Source organism: Streptomyces sp. NPDC047130, from assembly GCF_040643475.1.
In the GTDB taxonomy this organism is placed as follows: domain Bacteria; phylum Actinomycetota; class Actinomycetes; order Streptomycetales; family Streptomycetaceae; genus Streptomyces.
Map to the genome: position 1 here is coordinate 1 of NZ_JBEYUK010000009.1, position 24879 is coordinate 24879.

Annotated in this window: 23 protein-coding genes and 1 riboswitch; of the genes, 6 read left to right on the forward strand and 17 right to left on the reverse strand. The window is 74.4% G+C overall.

All coding sequences use genetic code 11. From position 1 onward, the window contains the following. Positions 1 to 149: 149 nt before the first annotated feature. From fxsA to ABZ836_RS13600, 4 genes are all read right to left on the reverse strand, one after another. Positions 150 to 761, reverse strand: a complete 612-nt coding sequence (fxsA, locus tag ABZ836_RS13585) for an FxsA family membrane protein (RefSeq protein ID WP_361141915.1) — start codon at positions 759 to 761, stop codon at positions 150 to 152. A gap of 26 nt (positions 762 to 787) precedes the next feature. Beyond that, on the reverse strand, positions 788 to 1582 hold the full coding sequence (locus ABZ836_RS13590; protein WP_356134109.1) for a polyprenol monophosphomannose synthase: 795 nt from the start codon (positions 1580 to 1582) through the stop codon (positions 788 to 790). Positions 1583 to 2212: 630 nt separating this feature from the next. Beyond that, entirely contained in the window at positions 2213 to 3832 is a 1620-nt protein-coding gene (locus tag ABZ836_RS13595; protein WP_361141917.1) for an amidohydrolase, read from the reverse strand. 63 nt (positions 3833 to 3895) lie between these two features. Continuing rightward, positions 3896 to 4336 carry an Lrp/AsnC family transcriptional regulator gene (locus ABZ836_RS13600; protein WP_356134105.1) on the reverse strand — a complete coding sequence of 147 codons (441 nt, stop codon included), beginning with the start codon at positions 4334 to 4336 and terminating at the stop codon, positions 3896 to 3898. Positions 4337 to 4568: 232 nt separating this feature from the next. On the opposite strand from ABZ836_RS13600, the gene ABZ836_RS13605 reads away from it, so the two are divergent. Then, positions 4569 to 5009, forward strand: coding sequence for a hypothetical protein (locus tag ABZ836_RS13605; protein ID WP_356134103.1), 441 nt, complete (start codon positions 4569 to 4571; stop codon positions 5007 to 5009). A gap of 278 nt (positions 5010 to 5287) precedes the next feature. Here ABZ836_RS13605 and ABZ836_RS13610 read toward each other — a convergent pair whose 3' ends face one another. The 3 genes from ABZ836_RS13610 to ABZ836_RS13620 all read right to left on the reverse strand — a co-directional run bounded on the left by ABZ836_RS13610 (position 5288) and on the right by ABZ836_RS13620 (position 8490). Further along, the gene (locus tag ABZ836_RS13610) at positions 5288 to 6469 is read right to left on the reverse strand and encodes an acyl-CoA dehydrogenase family protein (RefSeq protein ID WP_361141920.1); all 1182 of its coding nucleotides are present in this window, start codon (positions 6467 to 6469) and stop codon (positions 5288 to 5290) included. A gap of 301 nt (positions 6470 to 6770) precedes the next feature. Further along, positions 6771 to 6914, reverse strand: coding sequence for an SCO1431 family membrane protein (locus ABZ836_RS13615; protein ID WP_356134100.1), 144 nt, complete (start codon positions 6912 to 6914; stop codon positions 6771 to 6773). Between the two features lie 193 nt (positions 6915 to 7107). Beyond that, positions 7108 to 8490, reverse strand: coding sequence for a peptidase C39 family protein (locus tag ABZ836_RS13620; protein WP_361141922.1), 1383 nt, complete (start codon positions 8488 to 8490; stop codon positions 7108 to 7110). A gap of 301 nt (positions 8491 to 8791) precedes the next feature. Between ABZ836_RS13620 and ABZ836_RS13625 the strand changes: the two genes are divergently transcribed. Both ABZ836_RS13625 and ABZ836_RS13630 read left to right on the forward strand, forming a co-directional pair. After that, complete coding sequence (locus ABZ836_RS13625; protein WP_356134096.1) at positions 8792 to 9454, forward strand: hypothetical protein; 663 nt, start codon at positions 8792 to 8794, stop codon at positions 9452 to 9454. A 396-nt stretch (positions 9455 to 9850) separates the two neighbouring features. Then, the gene (locus ABZ836_RS13630; protein ID WP_356134094.1) at positions 9851 to 11722 is read left to right on the forward strand and encodes an AAA family ATPase; all 1872 of its coding nucleotides are present in this window, start codon (positions 9851 to 9853) and stop codon (positions 11720 to 11722) included. Positions 11723 to 11915: 193 nt separating this feature from the next. On the opposite strand, the gene ABZ836_RS13635 is transcribed toward ABZ836_RS13630, so the two are convergent. From ABZ836_RS13635 to ABZ836_RS13675, 9 genes are all read right to left on the reverse strand, one after another. Next, on the reverse strand, positions 11916 to 12950 hold the full coding sequence (locus ABZ836_RS13635; protein WP_361141925.1) for a hemolysin family protein: 1035 nt from the start codon (positions 12948 to 12950) through the stop codon (positions 11916 to 11918). Beyond that, a complete protein-coding gene (locus tag ABZ836_RS13640; RefSeq protein ID WP_361141927.1) occupies positions 12947 to 14389 on the reverse strand; it encodes a hemolysin family protein in 1443 nt (480 codons plus the stop codon). The genes ABZ836_RS13635 and ABZ836_RS13640 overlap by 4 nt, the downstream gene beginning before the upstream one ends. Positions 14390 to 14668: 279 nt before the next feature. Next, complete coding sequence (locus tag ABZ836_RS13645; RefSeq protein WP_356134088.1) at positions 14669 to 15118, reverse strand: PH domain-containing protein; 450 nt, start codon at positions 15116 to 15118, stop codon at positions 14669 to 14671. Between the two features lie 34 nt (positions 15119 to 15152). Then, on the reverse strand, positions 15153 to 16001 hold the full coding sequence (gene hisG, locus ABZ836_RS13650; protein WP_356134086.1) for an ATP phosphoribosyltransferase: 849 nt from the start codon (positions 15999 to 16001) through the stop codon (positions 15153 to 15155). A gap of 106 nt (positions 16002 to 16107) precedes the next feature. Continuing rightward, on the reverse strand, positions 16108 to 16380 hold the full coding sequence (locus tag ABZ836_RS13655; protein ID WP_356134084.1) for a phosphoribosyl-ATP diphosphatase: 273 nt from the start codon (positions 16378 to 16380) through the stop codon (positions 16108 to 16110). A gap of 32 nt (positions 16381 to 16412) precedes the next feature. Further along, positions 16413 to 16898, reverse strand: coding sequence for a 6,7-dimethyl-8-ribityllumazine synthase (gene ribH / locus ABZ836_RS13660; RefSeq protein WP_356134082.1), 486 nt, complete (start codon positions 16896 to 16898; stop codon positions 16413 to 16415). Between the two features lie 61 nt (positions 16899 to 16959). After that, entirely contained in the window at positions 16960 to 18216 is a 1257-nt protein-coding gene (locus ABZ836_RS13665) for a bifunctional 3,4-dihydroxy-2-butanone-4-phosphate synthase/GTP cyclohydrolase II (protein WP_361142116.1), read from the reverse strand. Between the two features lie 53 nt (positions 18217 to 18269). Further along, a complete protein-coding gene (locus ABZ836_RS13670) occupies positions 18270 to 18914 on the reverse strand; it encodes a nicotinamide mononucleotide transporter family protein (RefSeq protein WP_356134080.1) in 645 nt (214 codons plus the stop codon). Further along, positions 18911 to 19519, reverse strand: a complete 609-nt coding sequence (locus tag ABZ836_RS13675) for a riboflavin synthase (RefSeq protein WP_356134078.1) — start codon at positions 19517 to 19519, stop codon at positions 18911 to 18913. Before ABZ836_RS13675 ends, ABZ836_RS13670 begins: the two co-directional genes overlap by 4 nt. A gap of 213 nt (positions 19520 to 19732) precedes the next feature. Continuing rightward, a riboswitch (FMN riboswitch) is annotated at positions 19733 to 19863 on the reverse strand. A 149-nt stretch (positions 19864 to 20012) separates the two neighbouring features. Here ABZ836_RS13675 and ABZ836_RS13680 point away from each other — a divergent pair. Beyond that, complete coding sequence (locus ABZ836_RS13680; RefSeq protein WP_361141930.1) at positions 20013 to 21332, forward strand: MFS transporter; 1320 nt, start codon at positions 20013 to 20015, stop codon at positions 21330 to 21332. A 100-nt stretch (positions 21333 to 21432) separates the two neighbouring features. After that, complete coding sequence (locus ABZ836_RS13685) at positions 21433 to 22869, forward strand: solute carrier family 23 protein (protein ID WP_356134074.1); 1437 nt, start codon at positions 21433 to 21435, stop codon at positions 22867 to 22869. Here the strand turns inward: ABZ836_RS13685 and ABZ836_RS13690 are convergent. After that, a complete protein-coding gene (locus ABZ836_RS13690) occupies positions 22851 to 24017 on the reverse strand; it encodes a glycoside hydrolase family 6 protein (RefSeq protein ID WP_356134072.1) in 1167 nt (388 codons plus the stop codon). The two genes, ABZ836_RS13685 and ABZ836_RS13690, sit on opposite strands and share 19 nt — an antisense overlap. A gap of 210 nt (positions 24018 to 24227) precedes the next feature. Between ABZ836_RS13690 and ABZ836_RS13695 the strand changes: the two genes are divergently transcribed. Further along, positions 24228 to 24863 carry a DUF5995 family protein gene (locus tag ABZ836_RS13695; protein ID WP_356134159.1) on the forward strand — a complete coding sequence of 212 codons (636 nt, stop codon included), beginning with the start codon at positions 24228 to 24230 and terminating at the stop codon, positions 24861 to 24863. The last annotated feature ends 16 nt before the right edge of the window (positions 24864 to 24879 follow it).

The following is a 24879-nucleotide window of genomic DNA, read 5'->3' on the forward strand; positions in this document are numbered from 1 at the left end:
TCACGTACGGCGCCCGCGGCCGTGTTCGTGTGCGGGGTGCGGGCGCCGGGGCGCCGCCGCGGCCCCAGGCGGCGGCCGTCGGCCGCTCCGTTCCCGGGCGTTCCCGGGCGGGAGGGGGCTCAGGGCACCGTGGGTGGAAAGGGGCTGGCTCAGGGCACCAGCGGCGGGCGGGGGTCCTGGCCGTCGCGGTCGGCGGCGGACTCCTCGCGGACGACCTCACCGGGGACGATCTTGCCGTCGGGCCGGTGGATGCGGGCCTGCTGGAAGAGGCCCTCCATGTCGGTGGCCGCCCGGGCCAGCCTGCGCTCGACGGTCCGCTCCAGGGCGCCCCGCACCTTGCGCTGGACCGGCGGCACGAGGAGCAGCAGCCCCAGCACGTCGGTGATCATGCCCGGGACGATCAGCAGGATGCCGCCCAGCATGGTGAACCCGTTGCCCTCGTTCTCGGAGGGGTCGGGCTCCTGACCGGTCCCGCGGCCGCGGACCGCGGCGTCCAGCGAGCGGAAGGCGCGCCGTCCGGCCCGCTTCACCACCGCGCCGCCCAGCAGCAGACCGGCGACCAGCAGCAGGAACACCGTGAACCCGCCGGCCGCGTCGGCGACCAGCGTCAGCAGCCAGATCTCCAGCACCAGCCACGCGGCCACTCCGAGGGGCACCGCGGTCCGCGCCCGCGAGCGGGGTCGGCGGGCCCGGCCGGAGGAGTCGGTGGAGCCGGAAGGGCCGGAGGGGGGAAGGAAGGAGCGCTGAGGGCCGGTCGTCATGTCTCCAGTGTGCCTGGTGACCCCGCTCAGCCGCGCCGGGGCCGCCCGATGACCCTGCCGGCCCGCTCCGTCACGCCCCAGGCGGTGACCCGCCAGAGTGCCTCGACCAGGATGTCCCGGCTCATCTTGGAGTCGCCGTGCTCCCGCTCGACGAAGGTGATCGGCACCTCGACCACGTGGTAGCCGGCCTTCACGGCCCGCCGGGCCAGGTCCACCTGGAAGCAGTACCCCTGGGAGGCCACGTCGGCCAGGCCCAGCCCCTCCAGCGTGGCCCTGCGGAAGGCACGGAAGCCGCCGGTGACGTCGCGGATCGGGACGTCCAGCAGGACGCGGGAGTAGAGGCTGCCGCCGCGGGAGATGAACTCACGGCTGCGCGGCCAGTTGACGACCCGGCCGCCGGGCACCCAGCGGGAGCCGAGCACCAGGTCGGCGCCCTTGAGGGCGGTCAGCAGCCGGGGCAGTTCCTCGGGCTGGTGGGAGCCGTCGGCGTCCATCTCGATCAGCACGTCGAACCCGTGCTCCATGCCCCAGCGGAAGCCGGCCAGGTAGGCGGCGCCCAGCCCTTCCTTGCCCTTGCGGTGCAGGACCTGCACGTGGCCGTCCTCGGCCGCCAGCTCGTCGGCGATCTTGCCGGTCCCGTCGGGGCTGTTGTCGTCGGCGACGAGGACGTACGCCTCGGGGACGGCGGCCCGGACGCGGCGGACGATGGGCGCGACGTTGTCGGCCTCGTTGTAGGTGGGGATGATCACCAAGGCCTTGCCGAGCGGGCCGAACCGTCTTTCCTGGCCGCCCGCAGCGGGGGCCCCGACGCCGTCGTTCACTGCTGCCCTTCCGTTTCCGCGCCGTCGTCCGCGCGGAGGCGGGCGCCGTGCACAGCCGAGTCCGTACGCAGGGGACCACCTTAGTGCGGAGGCCTCCCGGCGGACACGGCGACGCGACGGGCACCGTCCGGACGGCGGCGCGACCGGGTGGGCGCGGGCCCCGGGAGCGCGGTGGCGGGGACCCGGTGCGGGGACACGGAGGACGGACGGCGGGGCGGCGGGCGGGGAGCCGCCAGGCGGGGGCCGGTGCCCTTCGGGCCGGCCCGGGATCCGCCGGCTGCGGATCCGCCGAAGGCCGTTGTCTGTTGAGCGCCGGCACCCCGCCCTGGTCTCACCTGCCGACCGGCCACGACCTCCCTCGGGCGTCACGGCCGCTGGGCCTGGCACAGCGGGCCGGTGCGCCGCCCCGGCGCACCGGCCCGACCCAGCGACGGCACCGCGAGTGCGCGGAGGCTCCCGGTCGGGCGTCCGGTGGTGGACCCGGCCGAACCTACCCGCCGCCCGCCGCGCCCTGTCAAACCCGGGCCCGAGGAGGCCGGAGGGCGTCCGGAAGAACGGTTCTTCCCGTCCGCCCGCGCGCACCGCACCGCGGGCGGCCCGGGCGTCCGGGGGGACGCCCGGCGCCAGAGATCACTCGCCCGGCCGTACGAAGACCGTCTCGCCCCCCACCACGGTGCGCAGGCAGACCGGGAGTTCGCTGCCCGGCGTGAGGTCGGGCAGACCGGGGGTGCCGGAGCGCGGGTCGGTGGACCAGCGGGCCACCCGGTCGTCGGGGGCCTGGACGATCAGTTCCCCGGTGCGCCAGACCGCGTAGTCGGCGGGGGCGCCCGGGACCAGCACCCCGGCGTCGTCCCGGCCGACGGCCCGCCAGCCGCCGCGGGTGTGGGCGGTGAAGGCCGCGCGGACCGAGACGCGGTGCTCGGGGGTGCGGTGGAAGGCGGCGGCCCGGACGGTGCCCCACGGGTCGAGGGGGGTGACCGGGCTGTCGGAGCCGAAGGCCAGCGGCACGCCCGCGCGCAGCATGGCGGCGAACGGGTTGAGGGTGCGGGCCCGCTCCACGCCGAGGCGCTGGGCGTACATGCCGTCGCGGCCGCCCCAGAAGGCGTCGAAGGCGGGCTGCACGGAGGCGGTGAGGCCGAGTTCGGCGAAGGCGGCGATCGTCGCCTCCGTCATCATCTCGGCGTGCTCGACGCGGTGCCGGGCGGCACGGATCCGGGCCAGGCCGACCTTCTCGGCGGCGGCGCGGACGCCCTCGACCACGGCGGCAACGGCGGCGTCGCCGATGGCGTGGAAACCGGCCTGGAGGCCCGCCTCGGTGCAGGCGGCCACGTGGGCGGCGACGGCGACGGCGTCCAGGTAGGGGGTGCCGCTGTGGCCGGCGTCGGCATAGGCGTCGTGCAGGCAGGCGGTGTGGGAGCCGAGGGAGCCGTCGGCGAACAGGTCGCCGGCCGCGCCGTGGGCGCCGAGCTCGCGGGCCTTGTCGACGTCCTGCTCCGCCCAGTAGCCGACCACACGGGGGCCGGGCTCCTCGGCGGCGAGGCGGAGGAGGCCGGTGAAGTCGTCCTCGGAGGAGATGGTCGGCCCGCCGCACTCGTGGATCGTCCCGATGCCGACGGAGGCGGCGTACGCCCGGGCGGCCCGCTGGGCCTCGGCGCGCTGGGCGGGGGTGACGGCGTCGAAGGCGGCGGCGCGGACGGCGTGGTGCGCGTCGCCGGTGAGCGGCCGGTCCGCCGCGAAGCCGGTCGCCGAGGTGACGCCGGGGACCAGGTCGAGCAGGGCGGTGGTCACCACGGCGGAGTGGACGTCCACCCGCGAGAGGTACAGCGGGCGGCCGCCGGTGGCCTCGTCCAGCTCGGCGCGGGCCGGCGGGCGGCCGCCGGGCCAGCGGGCGGCGTCCCAGCCGTGCCCGAGCAGCACCCGGTCGGCGGGACGGGAGGCGGCGAAGGCGCGGATCCGGGCGAGCGCCTCCTCCAGGGAGGGGCAGCCGGACAGGTCCAGGCCGGTGAGGGCGTACCCGGTGCCGGTGGTGTGCACATGGGCGTCGGTGAACGCCGGGGTGACGAGGGCGCCCTCCAGGTCGACGACCTCGTCGACCCCGTCCGCGAAGGCGTCGGCGGCGCCCTCGGAGCCGACCCAGGCGACGTGGCCGTGCTCGACGACCATGGCGGTGGCGAAGGGGTCGGCGGGGCTGTGGACCTCACCTCCGCGCAGCAGCACGGTGCGGGGGGTCGGGGCGGTGCCATTGCTCATGGCACCAGTGTCTCGCCCCGCGGGGACGCCCCGCGCACGGGGGTGCGGCGGGCGCGGAGGGGGTCAGAGGCGGGGCGGGCGGCTCTCGTAGGGCGTGGAGAGGACCACGGTGGTGCGGGTGGAGACGCCGGCCAGGGCGCGCACCCGGGCGAGCAGTTCCTCCAGCTCGTGCGGCGTGGCCACGCGCACCTTGAGGATGTAGTTCTCGTCCCCGGCCACGCTGTGGCAGGCCTCGATCTCCGGCACGCCGGCCAGCCGGTCGGCGATGTCGTCGGGGGCGCTGGGGTCGAAGGGCTTCACCGAGATGAACGCGGTCAGCGGCAGCCCCACCGCCTCGGCGTCGACGACCGCCGCGTAGCCGCGGATGACCCCGCGCTGCTCGAGCCGGCGCACCCGCTGGTGCACCGCCGAGGTGGACAGGCCCGTGGCCTTGCCCAGGTCGGTGTAGCTCATCCGCCCGTCCTCGACGAGCAGTCGCACGATCTCTCGGTCCAGCGCCTCCATGCGGAAAACGTACAGGGCGGGAGATCGTCCGGCCCATACGCGTCCACGGGTCGGTCGCCCGGAGGGGCGCGACCGGCGCGCATGGGGCCTTTGCGCATGAGTATGTGATGAAGGACACACTTCCTGACCCCGCTCCATGATGTTCACGTGATTACCTGCCCGGGGTGCAGGGAAATGCTTGCTGTGGTCGAGGCCGCAGAGCCTCAGGCCCAGCCCGAGGGGGAGTTACCCGATGCACAGTCTTCAGCGCCCTGGCCGCTCCGCGTCCAGGAAGTTCCAGCAGGTCGTCGAGCCCGAGCCGGAGGGCGCCGAACCGGACGCCGGCGACGAGTTCGACGCCTACGACACCTTCGAGATGTACCGGGTGGTGTGCCCGGACTGCGCGCAGCCCATCGCCCTCCTGGCGGACGAGGACGTCCTGCCGGAGCACGCGCTGTGCGCCTCGCCGTGGAACCCGTTCGGGCTCACCGTGTGCCCCGGGACCGGCCGGGCCGCCGCGGACGCCGAGCCGGCGGACGCGGGCACGGACCCCCAGGAGCAGGAGACGGGCCTGCTGCTCACGCTGCCCGCCGGGCTGGACTGGCGGACGCAGCCCTTCTCGCACGTCGGCGGTCCGGGTTCGCGCCCCATGCGCGCCCCGATCACCCGCCGCCAGATGCGCCGCGCCGCCTGAGGGCGCCCGAACTGATGCGCTGACGCCCGGCGGGGTGACGTGTCGCCGCCCCGGGCGTTCTCCCGGTATGACCGCAACCTCTTCGGCCGTCGCCCGACGGCGACGCGTGTTCGTCCCGGGCCCGGTGGAGGCGCCGGCGGTGCCGGCGCCCGCGTCCGAGGACCCTCCCATCTACCGCGACCTGCTGCGGAGCTGGGCGGACGGAGGGCGGACCCTTCCGGGCCGGCACGACCCGGAGTGGAACCGCCTGGCGACCCCACCGGGCCGGCGTGGACCGGTCAGCGGGACTCGGGGCCCAGCAGGTGACGTCCGATGACCATCCGCTGGATCTGATTGGTGCCCTCGACGATCTGCAGCACCTTGGCCTCCCGCATGTGGCGTTCCACCGGGAAGTCCGCGGTGTATCCGTAGCCGCCGAGGACCTGGACCGCGTCGGTGGTGACCTTCATCGCGGCGTCGGTGCAGAACAGCTTCGCCATGGCCGCCTGCCGGGAGAACGGCCGGCCGGCGTCGCGCAGCCGGGCCGCGGCCAGGTAGAGGGCGCGGCCCGCCTCGACCTGGGTGGCCATGTCGGCGAGCAGGAAGCGCAGGCCCTGGAAGTCGCCGATGGGCCGTCCGAACTGGCGCCTCTCGCCGGCGTAGGCGGTGGCGGCGTCGAGTGCGGCCTGGGCCACGCCGATCGCGCAGGCGGCGATGCCGAGGCGTCCGGAGTCGAGGGCGGCCAGGGCGATGGCGAAACCCTGGCCCTCCTCGCCGATCCGGCGGTCGTCCGCGAGCCGGACGCCGTCGAAGTGGACCTGGGCGGTGGGCGAGCCCTTCATGCCCATCTTCTTCTCGGGTACGGCCGCGCTCAGACCGGGGGCGTCGCCCGGGACGAGGAAGGCGCTGATGCCGCGGGGGCCCTCGGCGCCGGTGCGGGCCATCAGCGTGTAGAAGTCCGCGACCCCGCCGTGGGTGATCCACGCCTTGGTGCCGTCGACCACCCAGTCGCCGTCGTCGCCCTCGCGGACGGCGCGGGTGCGCAGCGAGGCGGCGTCGGAGCCGGAGGCGGGTTCGGAGAGGCAGTAGGCGCCCAGCAGGCCGCCGCCGAGCATGGCGGGCAGGTGCTCCAGCTTCTGCTGCTTGGTGCCGAAGTGGGCCAGGGCGTGGCAGGAGAGGGTGTGCACGCTCACCCCGAGGCCGACGGTGAGCCGGGCCGCGGCCAGTTCCTCCAGCACCTGGAGGTAGACCCCGTAGGGCTGGTCACCGCCGCCGTGCTCGGACTCGTACGGCAGGCCGAGCAGACCGGCTTCGGACAGCAGGGTGAAGAGGTCGCGCGGGAAGACTCCCGCCTCCTCCTCGTCGGCCGCCTTGGGGGCGATCTCGCGCTGGGCGATGTCGCGGACGAGGGCGAGCAGGTCCCTCGCCTCCTCGGTGGGCAGCGCGCGGTCGACCGGCTGCGGGGCACCATGATCGGTCATGGCGGTGTTCTCCTCCCTGTACGGGCCGGGGCGGGAGACCGCGTGGATGGTGCGGGTCCCGCCGGCTCACGAGCAGAGCCGACGCCCCTCCGGGTCGCGGAGGAAAACGGCAGGTCGGCGGCTGCGCGCTGTGAGTATGCCCGGTAGTCGTCGCCGCGTCACCGGTTAACGCTCGCTTACTCGTAACGGATGGGACACAGGTCGGACGGACGGCGGACAGCAGTGGGGCCCGGCCGTCCGGCCGGGCCCCACTGCTGTCGTCCTGTGGTGTTCCGCGGTGTCCGCCGCCGCGTCGTACGGGTCAGACCAGGCCGAGCCGGGTGACCAGCATGGCCACGACCACGACCAGGACCCAGCCGGCGATGTGTTCGACGAGGTTGCTGTCGTCGTCGTCCTTCGGGCCGCCGGTGAGGGTGCGGGTCAGGGTGGCAGTCGCTGCGCTCATGGTGTCTCGCTCGGGTCGCGTGCGGTGGATCCCCCCGGACCCGGCCGCGCGGCCGGACCCGTTCCTCCACCATGCCATCGCGCGGGCCCGGCGGGGCGGAGAGCTTCGTCACAGAAGCGCAGGTCAAGCAGGCCCGGCAGGCCCACGGGTCAGCTGCGCCGGCAGGCCGACGGGGGCCTGCGGGGCGACGGGGTCAGCGGACGCCCACCGCCTCGAGGGCCTTGCGCTGGGCGGGCGTCGGGCGGGCGGGGAAGTACAGGTAGCAGACGCCGCCCGTGCCGGAGGAGACCTTGCCGCTGGCGTTGTAGCGCTTGGTGCGGAGCCAGATGTTCTCCCACTCGCGGCGCTTGTAGATCCGGCGGACCGCCTCGTTGCTCGGGGAGGCCGGGTCGTTGGCGATGACGTCGCCCTCGGCGGTGAAGCCGATCACGGTCATCAGGTGGCCCGAGGTGCCGTAGCCGGCCCCGGTGAGCTCGGTGGCGAGGAAGGACTGCGACGTTATGGCGGGGATGCCGGCCGCGACCAGGGTCTCCAGGTCGGCGAGCGACTCCAGCCGGGTCACCACGCCCTGGAGGTCCGGGTAGGTGGCCGCGTAGGCCGCGTTGAAGGGCCAGTTGCCGCAGCCCTCGTACTGGTAGTCGTAGGTGAAGCGCGCCGCGTGGCAGACCTGCGGGTCGGCGAACTCGGGGTTGACCCAGGCGAGTTGCTCGGCGGTGGGCTTCCGGCCCCAGTACTCGACGATCATCTGCGAGGAGGTCGGGCTGCACCAGGCCTCGCCGCCGTTGTCGTACTCGGGGTACTGGCCGACGTGGGTGTTCTGCGAGTAGCGCGGCACCGGGAGTTCGCGGGCGACGCGCGGCGTGGAGGCCGGGACGGTGAAGCGGTCCGGGACGTCGGAGCCCATCGCGCCCAGCCGCCAGACGGTGGGGGTGGCGGTGGAGCCGGGGCGGCGGTGGAGGGTGAGGCGCAGGCGGTAGGAGACCAGGCGCAGGCCGGTGGAGGCGTCGTCGACCGAGAAGGTGTCGGTCCAGACGGTGCTTCTGCCGTCGCTCTGGTCGTCCACCGAGGTGCGGCGGATGTCCCGGTCGCCGGCGGCCCAACGGCCCATCACGTACCAGGGGGTGTCGGTGCCGTCGTTGTACCGGCCCTGGAGCTCGATCTGGATCCAGGTCCCGTCCGGGGTGTCGGCGTTCCAGCTGGGGATGACCTCGGTCGCCGGGACCTTGAGGCGGTGCGACGGGGAGGTCCAGGTGGCGTACTCCCAGGCGGCGGTCGTCCCGGTGTGCGGGTCGGTGTAGTCGGTGACGCCGGCCGGGACGCCGATGGCCACGCCCGGACGGGCGCCGGCCAGGGTCCGCACGCCGTCGGCGCGGCCCTCGCGCCAGTCGGCGTAGGTGACCCAGGCGCGGTTGTCCACCCGCCCCTTGGCCGCCGCCGCGGCCGCTCCGGCCTCCGCTGCGTCCGGGTCCGGTGCGGCGGCGACCGCGGGGGCCGCGGTGACGGCGGTGGCCCCGGCGACGACGGCGACCGCCGCCGCGAGAACGTTTCTGCGGGACGGCTGCTGTGCTCTGTTCATGGCTGATCGGCCCCCTGGGGTACGAGTCGGGTGATGGTGTCCGCGGCTCCGGGCCCCCACTATGACCAAGCGGTACGCCGCTGATCCAGTACCTCGGCCGTTCCGGTGGGCGCAATATTGGTATCGACCTCTGATAGCACCACCGGCGGCCGGCGTCCGCGACACCGTCGGATGCCGCCCGACGCCGCCGCGGACGCCTGGGACGCCGCCCGATGCCCTCGGACGCCGTCCGCCGCCCTCCGACGCCGCGACCGGCGCGACCGGCGCGACCGGCGCGACCGGCGCGACCTACAGTGGAACCGTGATCGCCGACCTCGCCTCCTCCCTGCTCGGCCTGCCGCCGTCCTGCGGGCCGGTCCGGCTGGTCGGGATCGACGGGCACGCCGGCTCGGGCAAAACGACCTTCACCGCCCGCCTGGCGGAGGCCCTCGGGGGCGCCCCGGTGCTCCATCTCGACGACATCGCCACCCACCGGGAGTTGTTCTCCTGGACGGGGCGCCTGGCCTCCCAGGTGCTGGAGCCGCTGCGGGAGGGCCGCACGGCCCGGTACGCGCCCTACGACTGGACCGCCCGCCGGTTCGGCGCTCCCCGCGCGCTGTCGCCCGCGCCGGTGGTGCTGCTGGAGGGGGTCGGGGCCGGCCGCCGGGAGCTGCGGCCTTTTCTGGCCCGGCTGATCTGGATGGACCTGCCCGCCGAGGAGTCGTGGCGGTGGGGCCGCCGCCGGGACGGCGAGGAGCAGCGCGCGTTCTGGGACGCGTGGGAGGAGGCCGAGCGCGCGCACTTCGCGCGCGATCCCTCGCGTCCCCACGCGCACCTGATGGTCCGTCGACTGCCGTCGGGTTACGGGTTTTCGGAGGGTCCGGCCTCCGCTTTCCTGACTCCTGGTGACGGTCCGTCGGCACCCCGCGAACCCCTCGGCCCGGGGCCGCGCGGAACCTCGGACGGGGACGCCGGCACCGCTTGACCACGGGGCGGCGCAGGTCTTACGTTCTCCCTGCACGACCCCTCGCGGGTCGTCCGCCGACGCGAAGCCCCCGGTTGTTCCCCCGTGACCGGGGGCTTCGTCCTGCCCCCGGCCGGCCTCCCACCGCTCCCGGCGGGGCCGCTTTCCTCACCCTGGGTGACCGCGCGACCGTCCGGCCGGGACGGCGGCCGGTGCGGTGCGCCGGTCATGCCCCGAGCGCCCTTCCCGCACCCTTCGGACCGCGGCGACCCCATGGGTACGATGCCCTCGGTGCGTCCGTCGGCCCGCCGCCGCGGGGCCGACCGGGGCCGGTGGCGGGGCGGTTGGGCCGAGGCGGCAGCCGGGGCCGGCCCGGCGGCAAGGGGACGGGGGCACGGTTTTGTGGGGGACGACGACGTGAGGGAATGCGGCACGCGGGGCCCCGGCGCCCCTGCCGACCTGGCCTGGCTCCGAGGCGTGGACGCCTACACCATGGGCGCCTATCCCCAGGCGGAGGAGGAGTTCCGCGCCGCGGTACGGCTCGACCCCGCGATGGCGGACGCCTGGCTCGGCCTGCACGCGCTGCGGGTCGACACGACGACGGCGCTGCTGCGGATGCACCAGCACGGCGACCGCTTCGGCGAGCAGCGCACCCGGCACGGACGGCCGCTCAACTCCTGGTACTGGCTCGGCTGGTGGGTGCAGCCGGTGCTCGAGAGCCGGCGCGACCTGCTGCTGGCGTACGCCTCGCACTGGCTGGACGGCCGTCACGTTCCCGAACTCGACCGCGCCATGGCCGCGTTACCTCCGGCCGGGACCGACCCCCAGGTCCGCTTCCTGCACGCCTGCCGTGCCTACCTGGTGAAGGACTGGGACCAACTCGTCCGGTGCACCGATCCGTTGCTCGACGATCCCGCGCTGGGGACAGAGGCCCGGCTGTTCGGCGGGATGGCCCGGGTCCGGCTGGAGATGTACGGGCAGGCGGAGCCGCTGCTGTCGACCGCGCTGATGCGGTGCCGCAGCGAGCAGCCGCAGCGCAAGGAGCTGCGGTACTGGCTGGCCCGCGCCCACGAGGGCACCGGCCGGACCGCCGCCGCGCTGCCGCTGTACCGCGCCGTGCACCATGCCGACCCGTCCTTCATGGACACCGCCGCGCGGCTGGCGGCGATCTCCGAGGGCGACGGCTGGGACGAGGACGCCGAACTGGGCATCGACGGCTACGCGGGCTTCCCCCTCTCCCCCGGCGGCGAGGGCACGGAGGGCCTCGACCCGCTCGTCGGCACGGCCGGACGTGACGTGGGCGTGAAGGTCTCCGAACCGGCCCCGGGCGCCTCTCCCCTGTCCTCCCCGGACACGGTGCGGGAGAAGGCGTTCGGGCCGATGCGGCCGTTCCCGCCGGGGCCCGCGGATCCCGCGCTGCTGGAGGAGGCGCTCGCCGAGCTGGAGCGGATGGTCGGCCTGGAGCCGGTCAAGCGGCAGGTGAAGGCGCTGTCCGCGCAGCTGAACATGGCGCGGCTGCGCGCGGACCAGGGGCTGCCGGTACGGCCGCCCCAGCGGCACTTCGTCTTCTCCGGCCCCTCCGGCACCGGCAAGACCACGGTGGCCCGGATACTCGGGCGGGTCTTCTACGCGCTGGGGCTGCTCGGCGGTGACCACCTGGTCGAGGCGCAACGGGCGGACCTGGTGGGCGAGTTCCTCGGCCAGACGGCGGTGAAGGCGAACGAGCTGATCGACTCGGCGCTCGGCGGGGTGCTCTTCGTCGACGAGGCGTACGCGCTGGTCAACACCGGGTACGGCAAGGGCGACGCCTACGGCGAGGAGGCGCTCCAGGTGCTGCTGAAGCGGGCGGAGGACAACCGCGACCAGCTGGTGGTGATCCTCGCCGGATACCCCGAGGGCATGGACCGGCTGCTGGCCGCCAACCCCGGGCTGTCCTCCCGCTTCACCACACGGGTGGACTTCCCCTCCTACCGGCCGGACGAGCTGTGCGCGATCGGCACGGTGCTGGCGGAGGAGAACAAGGACGTCTGGGACGAGGAGGCGCTGGAGGAGCTGCTGTCCATCAGCACGCACGTGGTCGAGCAGGGGTGGATCGACGAGCTGGGCAACGGGCGGTTCCTGCGGACGCTGTACGAGAAGAGCTGCGCCTACCGGGACGTGCGGCTCTCCTCCGTGCCCGGGGAGGCGGAGCTGTCACGGGAGGACCTGTCGACGCTGCGGCTGCCGGACCTGATGCAGGCGTACGGGGAGGTCCTCGCGGGGCGCGAACCGGAGGGGCCGGACGCGTGACGGTTGCCGGGTCGGGTCCGGCTCCGGCTCCGGCTCCGGCTCCGGCTTCGGCTCCGGCTTCGGCTTCGGCTTCGGCGGGGCGGACCCGGCTCCGGACCCGGAGTGCGTACGCGCCGTCCCGCGCGGGCGGCGTGCGTGCGCGCGGGCCCGTGCCCGCCGCCCGTGCCGCCCCGGCGGCACGGGCGGCGAGGGATCAACCAGGGGCGGGTACCCGGTGGGCCGGGTCGCGGACCTCGCCGACGAGGAGTTCGAGGACGTCCTCGAGGGCCACGAGCCCCACCGCCCGCCCCGCCGTGTCGGTGACCGCCGCGAGGTGCGCGGCGGCCCGCCGCATCACCGTGAGCGCGTCGTCCAGCGGCAGCCCCGCCGGCAGCTCGGTCATCCGGCGCCGCGTCCTCGGCGGCACCGGCCCGTCCGCGTCGTCCAGGTCCAGCACGTCCTTGACGTGCAGGTAGCCCAGGAAGACGTCGCCCTCCCCCACCACCGGGAACCGGGAGTACCCGGTGCGCGCGGTGAGGGCGACCACCTCGCCGGGGGTGACGGAGGGCCCGACGGTGACGAGGGACTCCAGCGGCAGCAGCACGTCCGTCACCGGGCGGGAGCCCAGCTCGAGCGCGTCCTCCAGCCGCTCCGCGTCCTCCGGGTCGAGGAGACCGGCCTGGCCGGCGTCCTCGACCAGCCGGTTGAGCTGCTCGCTGGTGAACACCGCCTCGACCTCGTCCTTCGGCTCGACCCGGAACAGCCGCAGCACCGCCCCGGCACAGGCGCCCAGGGCGGAGGTGACGGGGCCGCACAGCCGGGCGAAGGCGACCAGCCCGGGTCCCAGCCACAGCGCGGCCTTCTCGGGCGCGGCCATCGCCAGGTTCTTCGGCACCATCTCGCCGATCACCAGGTGGAAGAAGACCACCACGGCGAGGGCGATGGCGTAGCCCAGCGGGTGGACCATGGCCTCCGGCAGCCGGACCGCCGTGAAGACAGGTTCCAGCAGGTGCGCCACCGTGGGTTCGGCGACGGCGCCGAGGGTGAGCGAGCAGACGGTGATGCCGAACTGGGCGGCGGCCATCATCCGCGGCAGGTGCTCGAGTCCGTACAGGACCTGCCGGGCACGGGCGGTGCCCAGCGGCTCGATCTGGCTGCGCCGCACGGAGACCAGCGCGAACTCGGCCCCGACGAAGAAGCCGTTGCCGAGCACCAGCAGGGCCGCGAGGAGCAGTTGCAGCGCGCTCACCGGGCGGCCTCCGCAAGGTGCTGGGCCGCGGGGGCCTGGGCCGCGGAGGTCTCGGCCGCGGGGGCCTGGACCGCCGTGAGCACGGCGGGTACGGGGGCCGTCCCGGGCACGGCGGACGCCGTGACGGCGCCCACCTTGAGCAGCCGGACCCGTTCGGCCCGGTTGTGCCCGACGCGCAGGACCCGCAGCCGCCAGCCGGGCAGCTCGACGGTGTCGCCCGCCGCGGGGATGCGTCCCAGCAGGTCGGCGACGAGCCCGGCCACCGTCTCGTAGGGCCCGTCCGGCGGCCGGAGTCCGGCCCGCTCCAGCAGGTCGGTGCGGCAGCCGCCGTCGGCGTCCCAGGCGGGGGCGCCGTCCTCGGCGGGCGCCGGGGCCAGTTCGGGCAGGTCGAGGCCGTCGTGCTCGTCGCGGACCTCGCCGACCAGTTCCTCGACGATGTCCTCCAGGGTGACCACGCCGGCCGTGCCGCCGTACTCGTCGACCACCACCGCGATCGGCTGCTCGCTGCGCAGCCGGGTCAGCAGGGGCCGGACCGGGAGGGTCTCGGGGACCAGGAGCGCGGGGCGGCACATCCGGGTCACCGGGGTGCGCAGCCGGTCCGCCGCGGGCACGGCGAGCGCGTCCTTGAGGTGGGCCATGCCGACGATCTCGTCGATCCGCTCCCGGTAGACGGGGAAGCGGGACAGGCCGGTGGCCCGGGTCAGGTTGATCACGTCCTCGGCGGTGGCCGAGGCCTGCAGGGCGGCGACCCGCACGCGGGGGGTCATCACGTGGTGGGCGGCCAGGTCGCCCAGGGAGAGGGTGGACAGGGTCCGGACGAACAGGTCGGCGGTGTCCTGTTCGAGGGTGCCGGCGCGGGCGGAGTGCCGGGCCAGCGAGACCAGTTCGCCGGGTGTGCGGGCGGAGGCCAGCTCCTCGGCGGGCTCGAAGCCGAGGGCCCGCACCAGCCGGTTGGCGACCGCGTTGAGTCCGGCGATCACCGGCCGGAAGAGGCGGGCGAAGAGGTGCTGGGGTCCGGCCACGAAGCGGGCCACCTGGAGCGGCCGGGAGACCGCCCAGTTCTTGGGCACCAGTTCGCCGATCACCATCTGCACCGCGGAGGCGAGCAGCATGCCCACCGCCACGCAGACGCCGGGGACGATGCCCGCGGGCAGTCCCAGCGCGGTGAACGGGCCGTGCAGCAGGCCGGCGAGCGCGGGCTCGGCGAGCATGCCGACGACCAGGGAGGTGAGGGTGATGCCGAGCTGGGTCCCGGAGAGCTGGAACGAGAGTTCCTTGAGGGAGTCGGCCACGCGGCGGGCGCGCCGGTCGCCCGCGGCGGCCGCGCGTTCCGCCTCGGGGCGGTCGACGGTCACCAGGCCGAACTCGGCGGCCACGAAGAATCCGTTGGCCAGGATCAGCAGGAGGGCGGCTGCCAGGAGCAGCAGGGGGAGGGTCATGTGGCCGCCGCCTCCGCGATGCCGCGGAACAGGTCCGCGGCAGGTCGGGCAGGGGCGGCGCAGGTACTGCAGGACGGTCCGTCCATCGCCGGAGTTCGTCACTCCTCGGATCGCAGGAGCCCCCGGGGTCCGGCCGGCGGGCCGGGCAGGGCTCGGGGGCGGAGGCGTCACCGTGACGCCCCAGCCGACAGGTTAGTCAACGGAGGGCGGTCCGCGGCAGGGGCGACTCCGCCGTGCGGGGGGGGCGCCGGGGGGTGTCGCGCGCCCCCTCGGGGTGGCTCAGGCGGGGTCGGCCGCGCTCCTGGCCTCCACCAGGGCGCGCAGGGCGCGGGCGTCGCGCAGCGCCTGTTCCCGGGCCATGCCGGGCTGGATGCCGAGGGCGGGCAGGCTGGTGCCGTCGGAGAGGTCGAGGAAGACCCACGGGTCGCCGGGCCGCAGCCGGACCTGGACGATCTGCGCCCATTCCAGCCGCCGGCCGGAGGCGATGTTCACCACCGTGACCCCGGTGTCGTCGGCCTCCACCCGGGGCCGTGCGAGCACCCAGAGCACGCCGAACACCAGGGCTCCGGAGAGGACGAAGGTCAGCTGCTCCCCCGGCCCGAGCCTGGGCAGCAGCAGGGCGACGCCGGAGAGGACCACGAACATCGCGGCGCCCAACGACAGCAGCACCGTGCGGGTGCGGCCGGGCCGGAAGGTGACGGGGAGCTCGGGCCGGTCCGTCGTGGTCATGCGGGACTTCCTCGGGGCAGTGCCGGCCGCGCGGTCAGAGGCGGCAGGCGTGGATGGCGGTGGTCAGGATGGCGCGGGCGCCGATGTCGTACAGGTCGTCCATGATCTTCTGCGCGTCGGCGGAGGGGACCATGGCGCGGACGGCGACCCAGCCCTCGTTGTGCAGCGGGGACACGGTCGGGGACTCCAGGCCGGGCGTGAGGGCGACGGCCTTCTCGAGCTGCTCGACCCGGCAGTCGTAGTCCATCATCACGTAGGTCCGGGCGACCAGGACGCCCTGCAGGCGGCGCAGGAACTGCTGCACCTTGGGGTCGTCGGTCCCGGCGCCGGTGCGGCGCACCACCACGGCCTCGGACTTCATGATCGGGTCGCCGAAGACCTCCAGGCCCGCGTTGCGCAGCGAGGTGCCGGTCTCCACGACGTCGGCGATGACCTCGGCGACGCCCAGCTCGATGGCGGTCTCCACCGCGCCGTCCAGGTGGACCACGGAGGCGTCGACGCCCTGCTCGGCGAGGTACTTGTCGACGATGCCCTCGTAGGAGGTCGCGACGGTCTTGCCGGCCAGGTCCGCGAGGTCCCCGACGGCGCCGGGCCGGGCGGCGAAGCGGAAGGTGGAGCGGGCGAAGCCGAGCGGGAGGATCTCCTCGGCGTCGGCGCCGGAGTCGATGAGCAGGTCGCGGCCGGTCACCCCGATGTCGAGGCGGCCGGAGGAGACGTAGATCGCGATGTCGCGGGGGCGGAGGTAGAAGAACTCCACCTCGTTGACCGGGTCGACGATCCGCAGTTCCTTGGACTCCCGGCGCTGCTGGTAGCCGGCCTCATGCAGCATGGCCGCCGCAGGGCCGGAGAGGGAACCCTTGTTGGGGACGGCGATGCGCAGCATGAAACGGCTTCCTTCGTTCGACTCGGGTGGGGTGTCGCGCACGGGGCGGACGCAGGCGGGAGCGGCCGCCGGGGCGGCGCGTGGGGTCGCGCGGGGCGGGGGCGGCCTACAGGTGGGCGTACACGTCGTCCAGGCTGATGCCGCGGGCGACCATCATCACCTGAACGTGGTACAGCAGCTGCGAGATCTCCTCGGCGGCGGCTTCCTTGCTCTCGTGCTCGGCCGCCATCCAGACCTCGGCCGCCTCCTCGACCACCTTCTTGCCGATGGCATGGACGCCCTTGTCCACCAGTTCGGCAGTGCGGGAGGTGGCGGGGTCGCCGTGCGCGGCCTTGTGCTGGAGCTCGGAGAAGAGCTCCTCGAAAGTCTTCTTGGACATGGTGGTCCTACCCTACGCGCCCCCGCGAGGAGTCACCGCCACGGTTCGGATACTGAACGCAGGGTGGTGGCGGTGGCCACGGCGGCGGTGACGGCCTCGTGGCCCTTGTCCTCGTGGGAGCCGGGCAGTCCGGCCCGGTCGAGGGCCTGTTCCTCGGTGTCGCAGGTGAGCACGCCGAAGCCGACCGGGACGCCGGTCTCCACCGAGACCTGGACCAGTCCCCGGGTGACGCCCTCGCACACGTAGTCGAAGTGCGGGGTGCCGCCGCGGACGACCACCCCGAGGGCGACCACCGCGTCGTAACCGCGGTCGGCCAGCGCCTTGGCCACCACGGGAAGCTCGAAGCTGCCGGGGACCCGCAGCAGGGTGGGCTCGGTGATCCCGAGATCGGTCAGGGCGCGCAGCGCGCCGTCGACCAGGCCGTCCATGATCTTCTCGTGCCACTGCGCCGCCACGACGGCGACCCGCAGGTCCCCGCAGTTCTCGACGGTCAGTTCGGGTGCGCCCTTGCCGCTCACGTTCGCTCCTGGTTCTTCGGGTGGGGATCGGGGGTGGGGTGGGGGGTCGGGGACGAGGGGGTCACTGGTCGGCGCAGCCGGCCACCGGGCCGTCCTGGTCGAGCCACGGGAGGTCGTGCCCCATCCGGTCGCGCTTGGTGCGCAGGTACCGCGCGTTGTGCTCGCCGGCCTGCACGGGCATGGGGATCCGGGAGAGGACCTCCAGGCCGTGGCGGGCGAGCGCGTCGGTCTTGTCGGGGTTGTTGGTCATCACCCGCACGGTGCGGACGCCGAGGTCGGCGAGGATCCGCGCGCCGGCGCCGTAGTCGCGGGCGTCGGCGGGCAGCCCCAGCTCCAGGTTGGCGTCGAGGGTGTCGTGGCCGCGTTCCTGCAGTTCGTAGGCGCGCAGCTTGGACATCAGGCCGATGCCGCGGCCCTCGTGCCCGCGCAGGTAGACCAGGACGCCGCGGCCGGCCTCGTGGATGCGTGCCAGGGACGCCTCGAGCTGGGGTCCGCAGTCGCAGCGCAGCGAGTGGAAGACGTCGCCGGTGAGGCACTCGGAATGCAGCCGGACCAGCAGGTCGCGGCCGTCGCCGATCTCGCCGTGGACGAGGGCGACGTGTTCCACGCCGTCGACGGTGGAGCGGTAGCCGTGGGCGGTGAAGTCGCCGTACCGGGTGGGCAGGCGGACCTCGGCCTCGCGCCGCACGGTGGGCTCGGCGGAACGGCGGTAGGCGATCAGGTCCTCGATGGAGACGATGGTCAGTCCGTGCTTGCGCGCGAAGGGCACCAGCTCGGGCAGGCGCAGCATCCGGCCGTCCTCCCCCGCGATCTCCACGATGACGCCGGCCGGGCGCAGGCCGGCGAGCCGGGCCAGGTCGACGGCGGCCTCGGTGTGGCCGGGGCGCTCCAGCACGCCGCCGGGGCGGGCGCGGAGCGGGAAGACGTGTCCGGGGCGCACGAAGTCGTCCGGGCCGGCGGTGCCCGAGGCCAGCAGGCGCAGGGTGGCGGCGCGGTCCTCGGCGGAGATCCCGGTGCTGACCCCGTGGGCGGCGGTGGCGTCCACGGAGACGGTGAACGCGGTCCTCATGGACTCGGTGTTCGCCTCGTCCCGGACCATCTGGGGCAGCCGCAGGCGGTCGAGCTCGGCGGCCTCCATGGGGGCGCAGATCAGGCCGCGGCACTCGCTCATCATGAAGGCGACGATCTCGGGGGTGGCCGCCTCGGCGGCGACCACCAGGTCGCCCTCGTTCTCGCGGTTCTCGTCGTCGACGACCACCACGGGGCGGCCGGACGCGATGTCGGCGACGGCCTGTTCGACGGGGTCGAGGGCGAGCATCAGGGAGTCCGGGTCCTCGGGGGTTCCGGGACGGGGGTTCCAGGCGGGTGCCGTCATGCCGGCGTTCCTTCCAGGACGGGTCGCTGGGCGGCGCGGGACCGGAGCCACCAGTCGCGCATGCCCCACAGGACGAGTGCCCCGTAGACGAGATAGATGAGGCCGGAGAAGGCGAGACCGCTCGCGAAGTTCAGCGGGACGCCGACCAGGTCGACCAGGAGCCAGGCGAACCAGAACTCGACCATGCCCTTGGCCTGCGCGTACATGGCGACCAGGGTGCCGACGAATATGTAGGCGTCGGCCCAGGGGCTCCAGGACAGGGACGGGAAGAGGGTGAACAGGCCGCCGACGGCCAGGGTGCCCGCCACGGCGCCCGCCACCAGCAGGCCCCGCTCGCGCCAGGTGGCGAAGCGGACCTGGAGGGTGCCGTCCTGGGACTCCTTGCGGCCCAGCGTCCAGGCGCGCCAGCCCCAGACGGCCACGGCGATGACCACGACCTGCTTGCCGACGCCGCCGCCCTGCTGGACGGCGAGGTTCGCCGCGATCAGCACCAGGCCGGAGACGAGCTGGAGCGGCCAGGTCCAGACGTTGCGCAGCCAGCCGAGGGCGAGCGCGGCGAGGCCGAGGGTGTTGCCGATCAGGTCGGACCAGATGATGTTCTGCCCGAGGACGGTGAACGCGTCCGTGGTGAGCCAGTTCACTCGCCCGCCTCCGTCCGGTCCGCGCCGAGCAGCCGCTCCACGTACTTGGCCACGACGTCGACCTCGAGGTTGACCGGGTCGCCGGTCCGCTTGATGCCGAGGGTGGTCAGCGCCAGCGTCGTGGGGATCAGGCTGACCGTGAAGAAGTCCTGGCCGGCCTCGACGACGGTGAGGCTGATGCCGTCGACGGTGATCGAGCCCTTGGCGACGACGTAGCGGGACAGCTCGGCGGGGAGCGAGATGCGGACGACCTCCCAGTGCTCGGAGGCCTGGCGGTCCAGGACGGTGCCGGTGCCGTCGACGTGGCCCTGCACGATGTGCCCGCCCAGGCGGCCGCCCACGGGGGTGGGCCGTTCGAGGTTGACGCGGGAGCCGACGGCCAGCGCGCCCAGGCCGGACCGCTTGAGGGTCTCGGCCATGACGTCCGCGGTGAACTCGTCGCCCTCGTGCTCCACCACGGTGAGGCAGACGCCGTTGACGGCGATCGAGTCGCCGTGGCGGGCGCCCTCGGTGACGACGGGGCCTCGCAGCCGGAACCGTGCGGCGTCGTCGAGCTGCTCGACGGCCGTCACCTCACCCAGCTCTTCGACGATGCCGGTGAACACTTCCCGGGTCCTCCTGCCGTGAAGGCACGGACTCCGGGGCTGCCGTGACGGACGGCAGGACATGAACGGGCGTACGGCCCACACCGCACCGAGGTCGCGCCGGACGGCGGGTACCGGCCGCGGGTACGCCTGACGACCGCGCCCGAGGACGCGGTCAGGACGACCTGCGGGCGCATGCCCGTTCCGGCGGACGACACGGATGTGCCCTGCCCGCCGCGCACTGCCTCCCATCCGGACTTTAACCGTCGGTCCAGGAATTTCACCTGGTCAGCCGACCGCTGGAGGCGGCCGGGTCGCGGACTGTAACCGCCGGTTCGGATTTTCACCGACCCCGGAGTGCGCTGTTGGTCATTGATCTGACACGCCCAGTGTGCCATGCCGCCGACGGCCGTCGACAGGCCGCCTCTGTGGACTGACTCACAACGACCCTTCGCTCGCGTGTACGGTCAGATCGGTGCACGGTGCACCTGCTCCGCCCGGGGGAGAGACCTTGGTGTCCGACACGTCGACGTCCGGTCCGGCCCACGGACCCTCGCAGGTCCGCCGGGCGCGCTACGCCGTGGCCACGGTGTTCGCGGTGCACGGCGCGGTGGCGGGGTCGTTCGCCTCCCGGGTCCCGTGGGTCGCCGACCACGCCTCGGTGAGCGCGGGCCGGCTGGGTCTGGCGCTGGCGATGCCGGCCCTGGGCGCCTCGCTGGCCATGCCGCTGGCCGGCCGGATGTCCCACGTGCTCGGCGGCCGGACGTCGCTGCGCCTGCTGCTGGCGGCCTGGACGCTCTCCCTGGTGCTTCCCGGGATCGCCCCGGACCTGCTCACCCTGTGCCTCGCGCTCCTCGTCTACGGCGCCACCTCGGGCATGGCCGACGTGGTGATGAACGCGCTCGGCGTGGAGGTGGAGAACCGTCTGGACCGGTCGATCATGTCCGGCCTGCACGGCATGTGGAGCACCGGGGCGCTGCTCGGCTCGGCGGGCGGCACCCTGGCCGCCCACCTGGAGGCGGACGGCCGGCTGCACTTCACGGTCGCGGCGGCGGTGCTGACCGTGGTCGGCCTGGCGGCCTGCTCCTGGGTGCTGGACATCCGCGCGGCGGTCGACGAGGAGCCGCCGCCGCGGTTCGCGCTGCCGCCGAGGTCGTCGCTGCTGATCGGCGCGATCGGCTTCTGCGCCATCTTCGCCGAGGGCGCCAGCCTGGACTGGTCCGCGGTCTACCTGCGGGACGTGCTCGGGTCCTCGGCGACCCTGGCCGCCGCCTGCACCACCGGTTTCACCCTCACCATGGCGCTGGCCCGGTTCGCCGGCGACCCGGTCGTCGACCGCTTCGGCGCCGTCCGCACGGTCCGGGCGGGCGGCACGCTCGCGGCGCTGGGCGGTGTGCTGGTGGTCGTGGCCCCGCACCCGGCCCTCGCCATGACCGGGTTCGCCCTGCTGGGGCTGGGCATCGCCGTGGTGGTTCCGCTCTGCTTCGCGGCCGCCGGGCGCAGCGGCCCCAACCCGAGCCAGGCCATCGCGGGCGTCGCCACCATCACCTACACCTCCGGCCTGATCGCCCCCGGAGCCATCGGCGCGCTGGCCGAGGCGACCAGCCTGGTCGTCTCCTTCTCCCTGGTGACCCTGCTGGCCTTCGGCGTGGCGGGACTCGCCGGGGTGCTGCGGCCGGGCGGGCGGACCACCGGGACGGGCGCCGGGAGAAGCGACGGAAAGGGCGGCGGAGAGGGCGAGGGAAAGGGCGACGGGGAAGGCGGCGGCTCCCGGGCGCCCGGGACGTCGGACAGGCAGGGCGCCTCGCGGACGGCGGAGCATCCCGCCGGGTGACCCCTGTCGCCATCCGCCACAATGTTGCGGACAGCGATCCTCCGGTTGAACAGAATCGGTCAGAACCGGAGATCTCGGAACCTGAGAAAGCAGAACTCCTATGGACCTCGGCGTGCGCTGGAAACTGCACGGCGACGGGCGTACGCCCGCACCCGGAGCAGTGGTACGCCCGGACGAACGACTCTCCTGGCCGCGCACCGCCGGGCTCGGCGCCCAGCACGTGGTCGCGATGTTCGGCGCCTCGTTCGTGGCCCCCATCCTGATGGGGCTCGACCCGAACCTCGCCATCATGATGTCGGGCGTCGCGACGATCATCTTCCTGCTGGTCACCCGCGGCAGGGTGCCGAGCTACCTCGGCTGCTCGCTCTCCTTCGTCGGCGTCGCCGCGGTCATCCGGGCCCAGGGCGGGTCCAGCGCCACCGTCACCGGCGCGGTGTTCTGCGTCGGCGTGGCGCTCTTCCTGGTCGGTCTCGCGGTCCAGAGGTTCGGCGCCCGGATCATCCACGCGGCCATGCCCCCGGTGGTGACCGGCGCCGTGGTGATGCTGATCGGCTTCAACCTGGCCCCGGTCACCGCGACCACCTACTGGCCCCAGGACCAGTGGGTGGCCCTGCTGACCATGCTGTTCACGGGTTTCGCGGTCATCGCCCTGCGCGGTTTCTGGTCCCGGGTGGCGATCTTCCTCGGGCTGATCTTCGGTTACGGCATCTCCTGGCTGTTCGACGTGGTCTTCGGCCGGATCCACTCGGCCGACGCCACCGGCAAGGTCGTGGACCACTGGCGGCTCGACCTCTCCGGCGTGCAGGACGCCGCCTGGTTCGGCCTGCCGGACTTCCACGGGCCGGCGTTCGACTGGTCCGCCATCCTGGTCGCGCTGCCCGTGGTGATCGCCCTCGTCGCCGAGAACACCGGCCACATCAAGGCCGTCGGCGAGATGACCGGCGACCCGATGGACGACAAGCTGGGCAAGGCGATCTCCGCCGACGGCATCGGCTCGATGCTCTCCACCGCGGTGGGCGGCCCGCCGAACACCACCTACTCCGAGAACATCGGCGTGATGGCGGCGACCCGCGTCTACTCCACGGCCGCGTACTGGGCCGCCGCCTGCTTCGCGCTCCTCTTCGGCCTCTGCCCCAAGTTCGGCGCGGTCGTCGCGGCCATCCCGGGCGGGGTGCTCGGCGGCATCACCGTGATCCTCTACGGCATGATCGGCCTGCTCGGCGCCCAGATCTGGCTCAACGGCCGGGTGGACCTGCGCAATCCGCTCAACCTGGTCCCGGCCGCGGCGGGCATCATCATCGGCGTCGGCAACGTCTCGATGAAGATCACCGACAACTTCACCCTGAGCGGCATCGCGCTGGGCACCCTGGTGGTCATCACCGGCTACCACGCGCTGCGCCTGTTCGCCCCGGCGCACATGAAGGCCCAGGAGCCGCTGCTCGACGAGGGCACCTCCCGCTACGACTCCGGTCCGGCCCACGGCACCGGCGACGGCGGCGGCACGGCCGACGGCGGCGGTCAGCGCGCCAGTTCGTAGGCGTAGGCGGGGTCGAAGACGCCGGCCTTGCCCCGACAGCCGTCGAACTCGCCCGGCAGCTTCACCCACAGGTACGCGTCGACACGGGCCTCCCCCGGGAAGAGCGCGGGCGCCCGGCCGATCCTCCGGCCGGGCGGATCGCACCACTCCCCCCCGGCGGGAGGCCCGTTGCCGTTCCGGCTGGTGTCGATGACCGCGCCGTGGCTCGCGGGCGCGTCCAGGGCGGCCAGAACCTCGCGGACGTACCGGACCTCGTCCCCGGTGCTCCGGAAGTTGGAGACGTTGCTGAAGACGCCGTCGGAGGCGCTCGGCGAGGCGGCGCCCGCCTGCCGCAGCAGACCGGCCTGCTTGCGGGGGTCGATCCAGCCGGAGTGACCGGCGTCGAAGTAGACACGGGCGCGCGGCGCGACCCGCTTGATCACCCGTCCCGCGCGGGCCAGCGAGGCGAAGCGGGCGTCCCGGTCCCGGGCGGAGAGGCAGTGCGACTGGGCGACCGCGTCCGGCTCCAGGATCACGATCGCCTCCCCGCCGCCGACCCCGGCGGCGAACCGGTCGACCCACCGGTCGTAGGAGCGCAGGTCGTGGGCGCCGCCGGCGGAGTACTGGCCGCAGTCCCGGTGGGGGATCGTGTACGCCACCAGCACCGGGACCCGGCCCTCCGCGGCGGCCCGGGAGGTGACCGCCGCGACCCGGTCCGCGACCGTGCCGGCGTCCGGGTCGGCGAACCACACCGCGGCGGGGCGGGAGGCGATCCGGGACTCGATCACGGGGCGGCGCCGGTCCTCCCGGTTGCCGCGCACCCACGCCCCCACCTGCGAGTCCGGGTGCAGGTAGAGCCGCCCGACCCCGGCGGCCGCCCGCTGCCCGGCGGGATTCCCGCCGGACTCCGGGCCGGGCCGCGGCGAGGAGGTCGACATGATCTGCGGCGAGGGGACCGGGTCCCACCCGGTGGCCGGGGGCGACACCTCGGTCCCGGTCCGCGCGTCCGGGTTCCCCGAAGCCGGGGGCCGCGATGCCTGCGTGTCGGGAGCCTGCGCCACCAGGCCCGCCGTCAGCGCCGCGGCCACCAGCGCCCCCGCGGCCGCGGCGAGCAGCCTCCGACCGTGTCCGGCCCGTCGTCCCGGCGCCGCCTGCTCCGGTCGGTCCACGCGTGGTGCTCCCCTCACGGTCCTGCCCTGCTCCGGCGTCATCGGCCCCGGCGCCCGTATCCCCCGCAGGGGGGAACGGATGCCGGGGCGACACCGCGGCCAGCGTAGGACTGCGACGCTGCTCCCATGGCCACGATCGGAGAAATCCCACCCCCCGTTGACACGGTGGACTGCACCTCGGCACGCGCGGTTGACGCCGTGGTCGAACGGATGCGCGCGCTGGACGCCTCGCTGCACCGACGGGACGGGGTGGCCGTCTTCAACCGGGTCTATCTCACCGTCACCGCGGAGTTCGCCGAGCTGCTCGGCCGGGGCCGCTTCGCGGACCGCGGTCAGGCCTCGGCGCTGGGCGTGGTCTTCGCCGAGCGTTACCTGGCGGTCGCCGAGGCGGACGGCCGGGGCGGACGGCCGCCCGCCTGCTGGCGCCCGCTGTTCCGGCTGCGCGGCCATCCCGGCGTGCGGCCGGTGCAGTTCGCGCTGGCGGGGGTCAACGCGCACATCGGCCACGACCTGGTGCTGGCCGTGGTGGACGCGTGTCGGACGCTCGACTGCCGCCCGGCCGACCTGGAGGACGAGTTCGAGCGGGTCGGCGACCTGCTGGCGTCCCTGGAGGAGCGGGTGCGCGAGGAGCTGATGCCCGGCCCGGACCTGTTCCAGGTCGCCGACCCCCTGACCCACCTGGCGGGCTCGTGGAGCCTGGAGCGGGCCCGGGACACCACCTGGTCGATGGCCCGGGCCCTGTGGGCGCTGCGGCGCCTGCCGGACCTGGCGTCCGAGTTCACCGAGCGGCTGGACGCGGCCGTGGGCGTGGTGAGCCGGATGCTCCTCACCCCGCTCGACCGCTGAGACCGCCGCCGGGGCC

What these genes read in the sequence shown, in the direction of transcription:
- fxsA (WP_361141915.1), bottom strand. Translation starts at nt 761, where the DNA reads ATGACGACCGGCCCTCAGCGCTCCTTCCTTCCCCCCTCCGGCCCTTCC.
- ABZ836_RS13595 (WP_361141917.1), bottom strand. Translation starts at nt 3,832, where the DNA reads ATGAGCAATGGCACCGCCCCGACCCCCCGCACCGTGCTGCTGCGCGGA.
- ABZ836_RS13600 (WP_356134105.1), bottom strand. Translation starts at nt 4,336, where the DNA reads ATGGAGGCGCTGGACCGAGAGATCGTGCGACTGCTCGTCGAGGACGGG.
- ABZ836_RS13605 (WP_356134103.1), top strand. Translation starts at nt 4,569, where the DNA reads ATGCACAGTCTTCAGCGCCCTGGCCGCTCCGCGTCCAGGAAGTTCCAG.
- ABZ836_RS13610 (WP_361141920.1), bottom strand. Translation starts at nt 6,469, where the DNA reads ATGACCGATCATGGTGCCCCGCAGCCGGTCGACCGCGCGCTGCCCACC.
- ABZ836_RS13615 (WP_356134100.1), bottom strand. Translation starts at nt 6,914, where the DNA reads ATGAGCGCAGCGACTGCCACCCTGACCCGCACCCTCACCGGCGGCCCG.
- ABZ836_RS13620 (WP_361141922.1), bottom strand. Translation starts at nt 8,490, where the DNA reads ATGAACAGAGCACAGCAGCCGTCCCGCAGAAACGTTCTCGCGGCGGCG.
- ABZ836_RS13640 (WP_361141927.1), bottom strand. Translation starts at nt 14,389, where the DNA reads ATGACCCTCCCCCTGCTGCTCCTGGCAGCCGCCCTCCTGCTGATCCTG.
- ABZ836_RS13645 (WP_356134088.1), bottom strand. Translation starts at nt 15,118, where the DNA reads ATGACCACGACGGACCGGCCCGAGCTCCCCGTCACCTTCCGGCCCGGC.
- hisG (WP_356134086.1), bottom strand. Translation starts at nt 16,001, where the DNA reads ATGCTGCGCATCGCCGTCCCCAACAAGGGTTCCCTCTCCGGCCCTGCG.
- ABZ836_RS13655 (WP_356134084.1), bottom strand. Translation starts at nt 16,380, where the DNA reads ATGTCCAAGAAGACTTTCGAGGAGCTCTTCTCCGAGCTCCAGCACAAG.
- ABZ836_RS13665 (WP_361142116.1), bottom strand. Translation starts at nt 18,216, where the DNA reads ATGCTCGCCCTCGACCCCGTCGAACAGGCCGTCGCCGACATCGCGTCC.
- ABZ836_RS13685 (WP_356134074.1), top strand. Translation starts at nt 21,433, where the DNA reads ATGGACCTCGGCGTGCGCTGGAAACTGCACGGCGACGGGCGTACGCCC.
- ABZ836_RS13695 (WP_356134159.1), top strand. Translation starts at nt 24,228, where the DNA reads ATGCGCGCGCTGGACGCCTCGCTGCACCGACGGGACGGGGTGGCCGTC.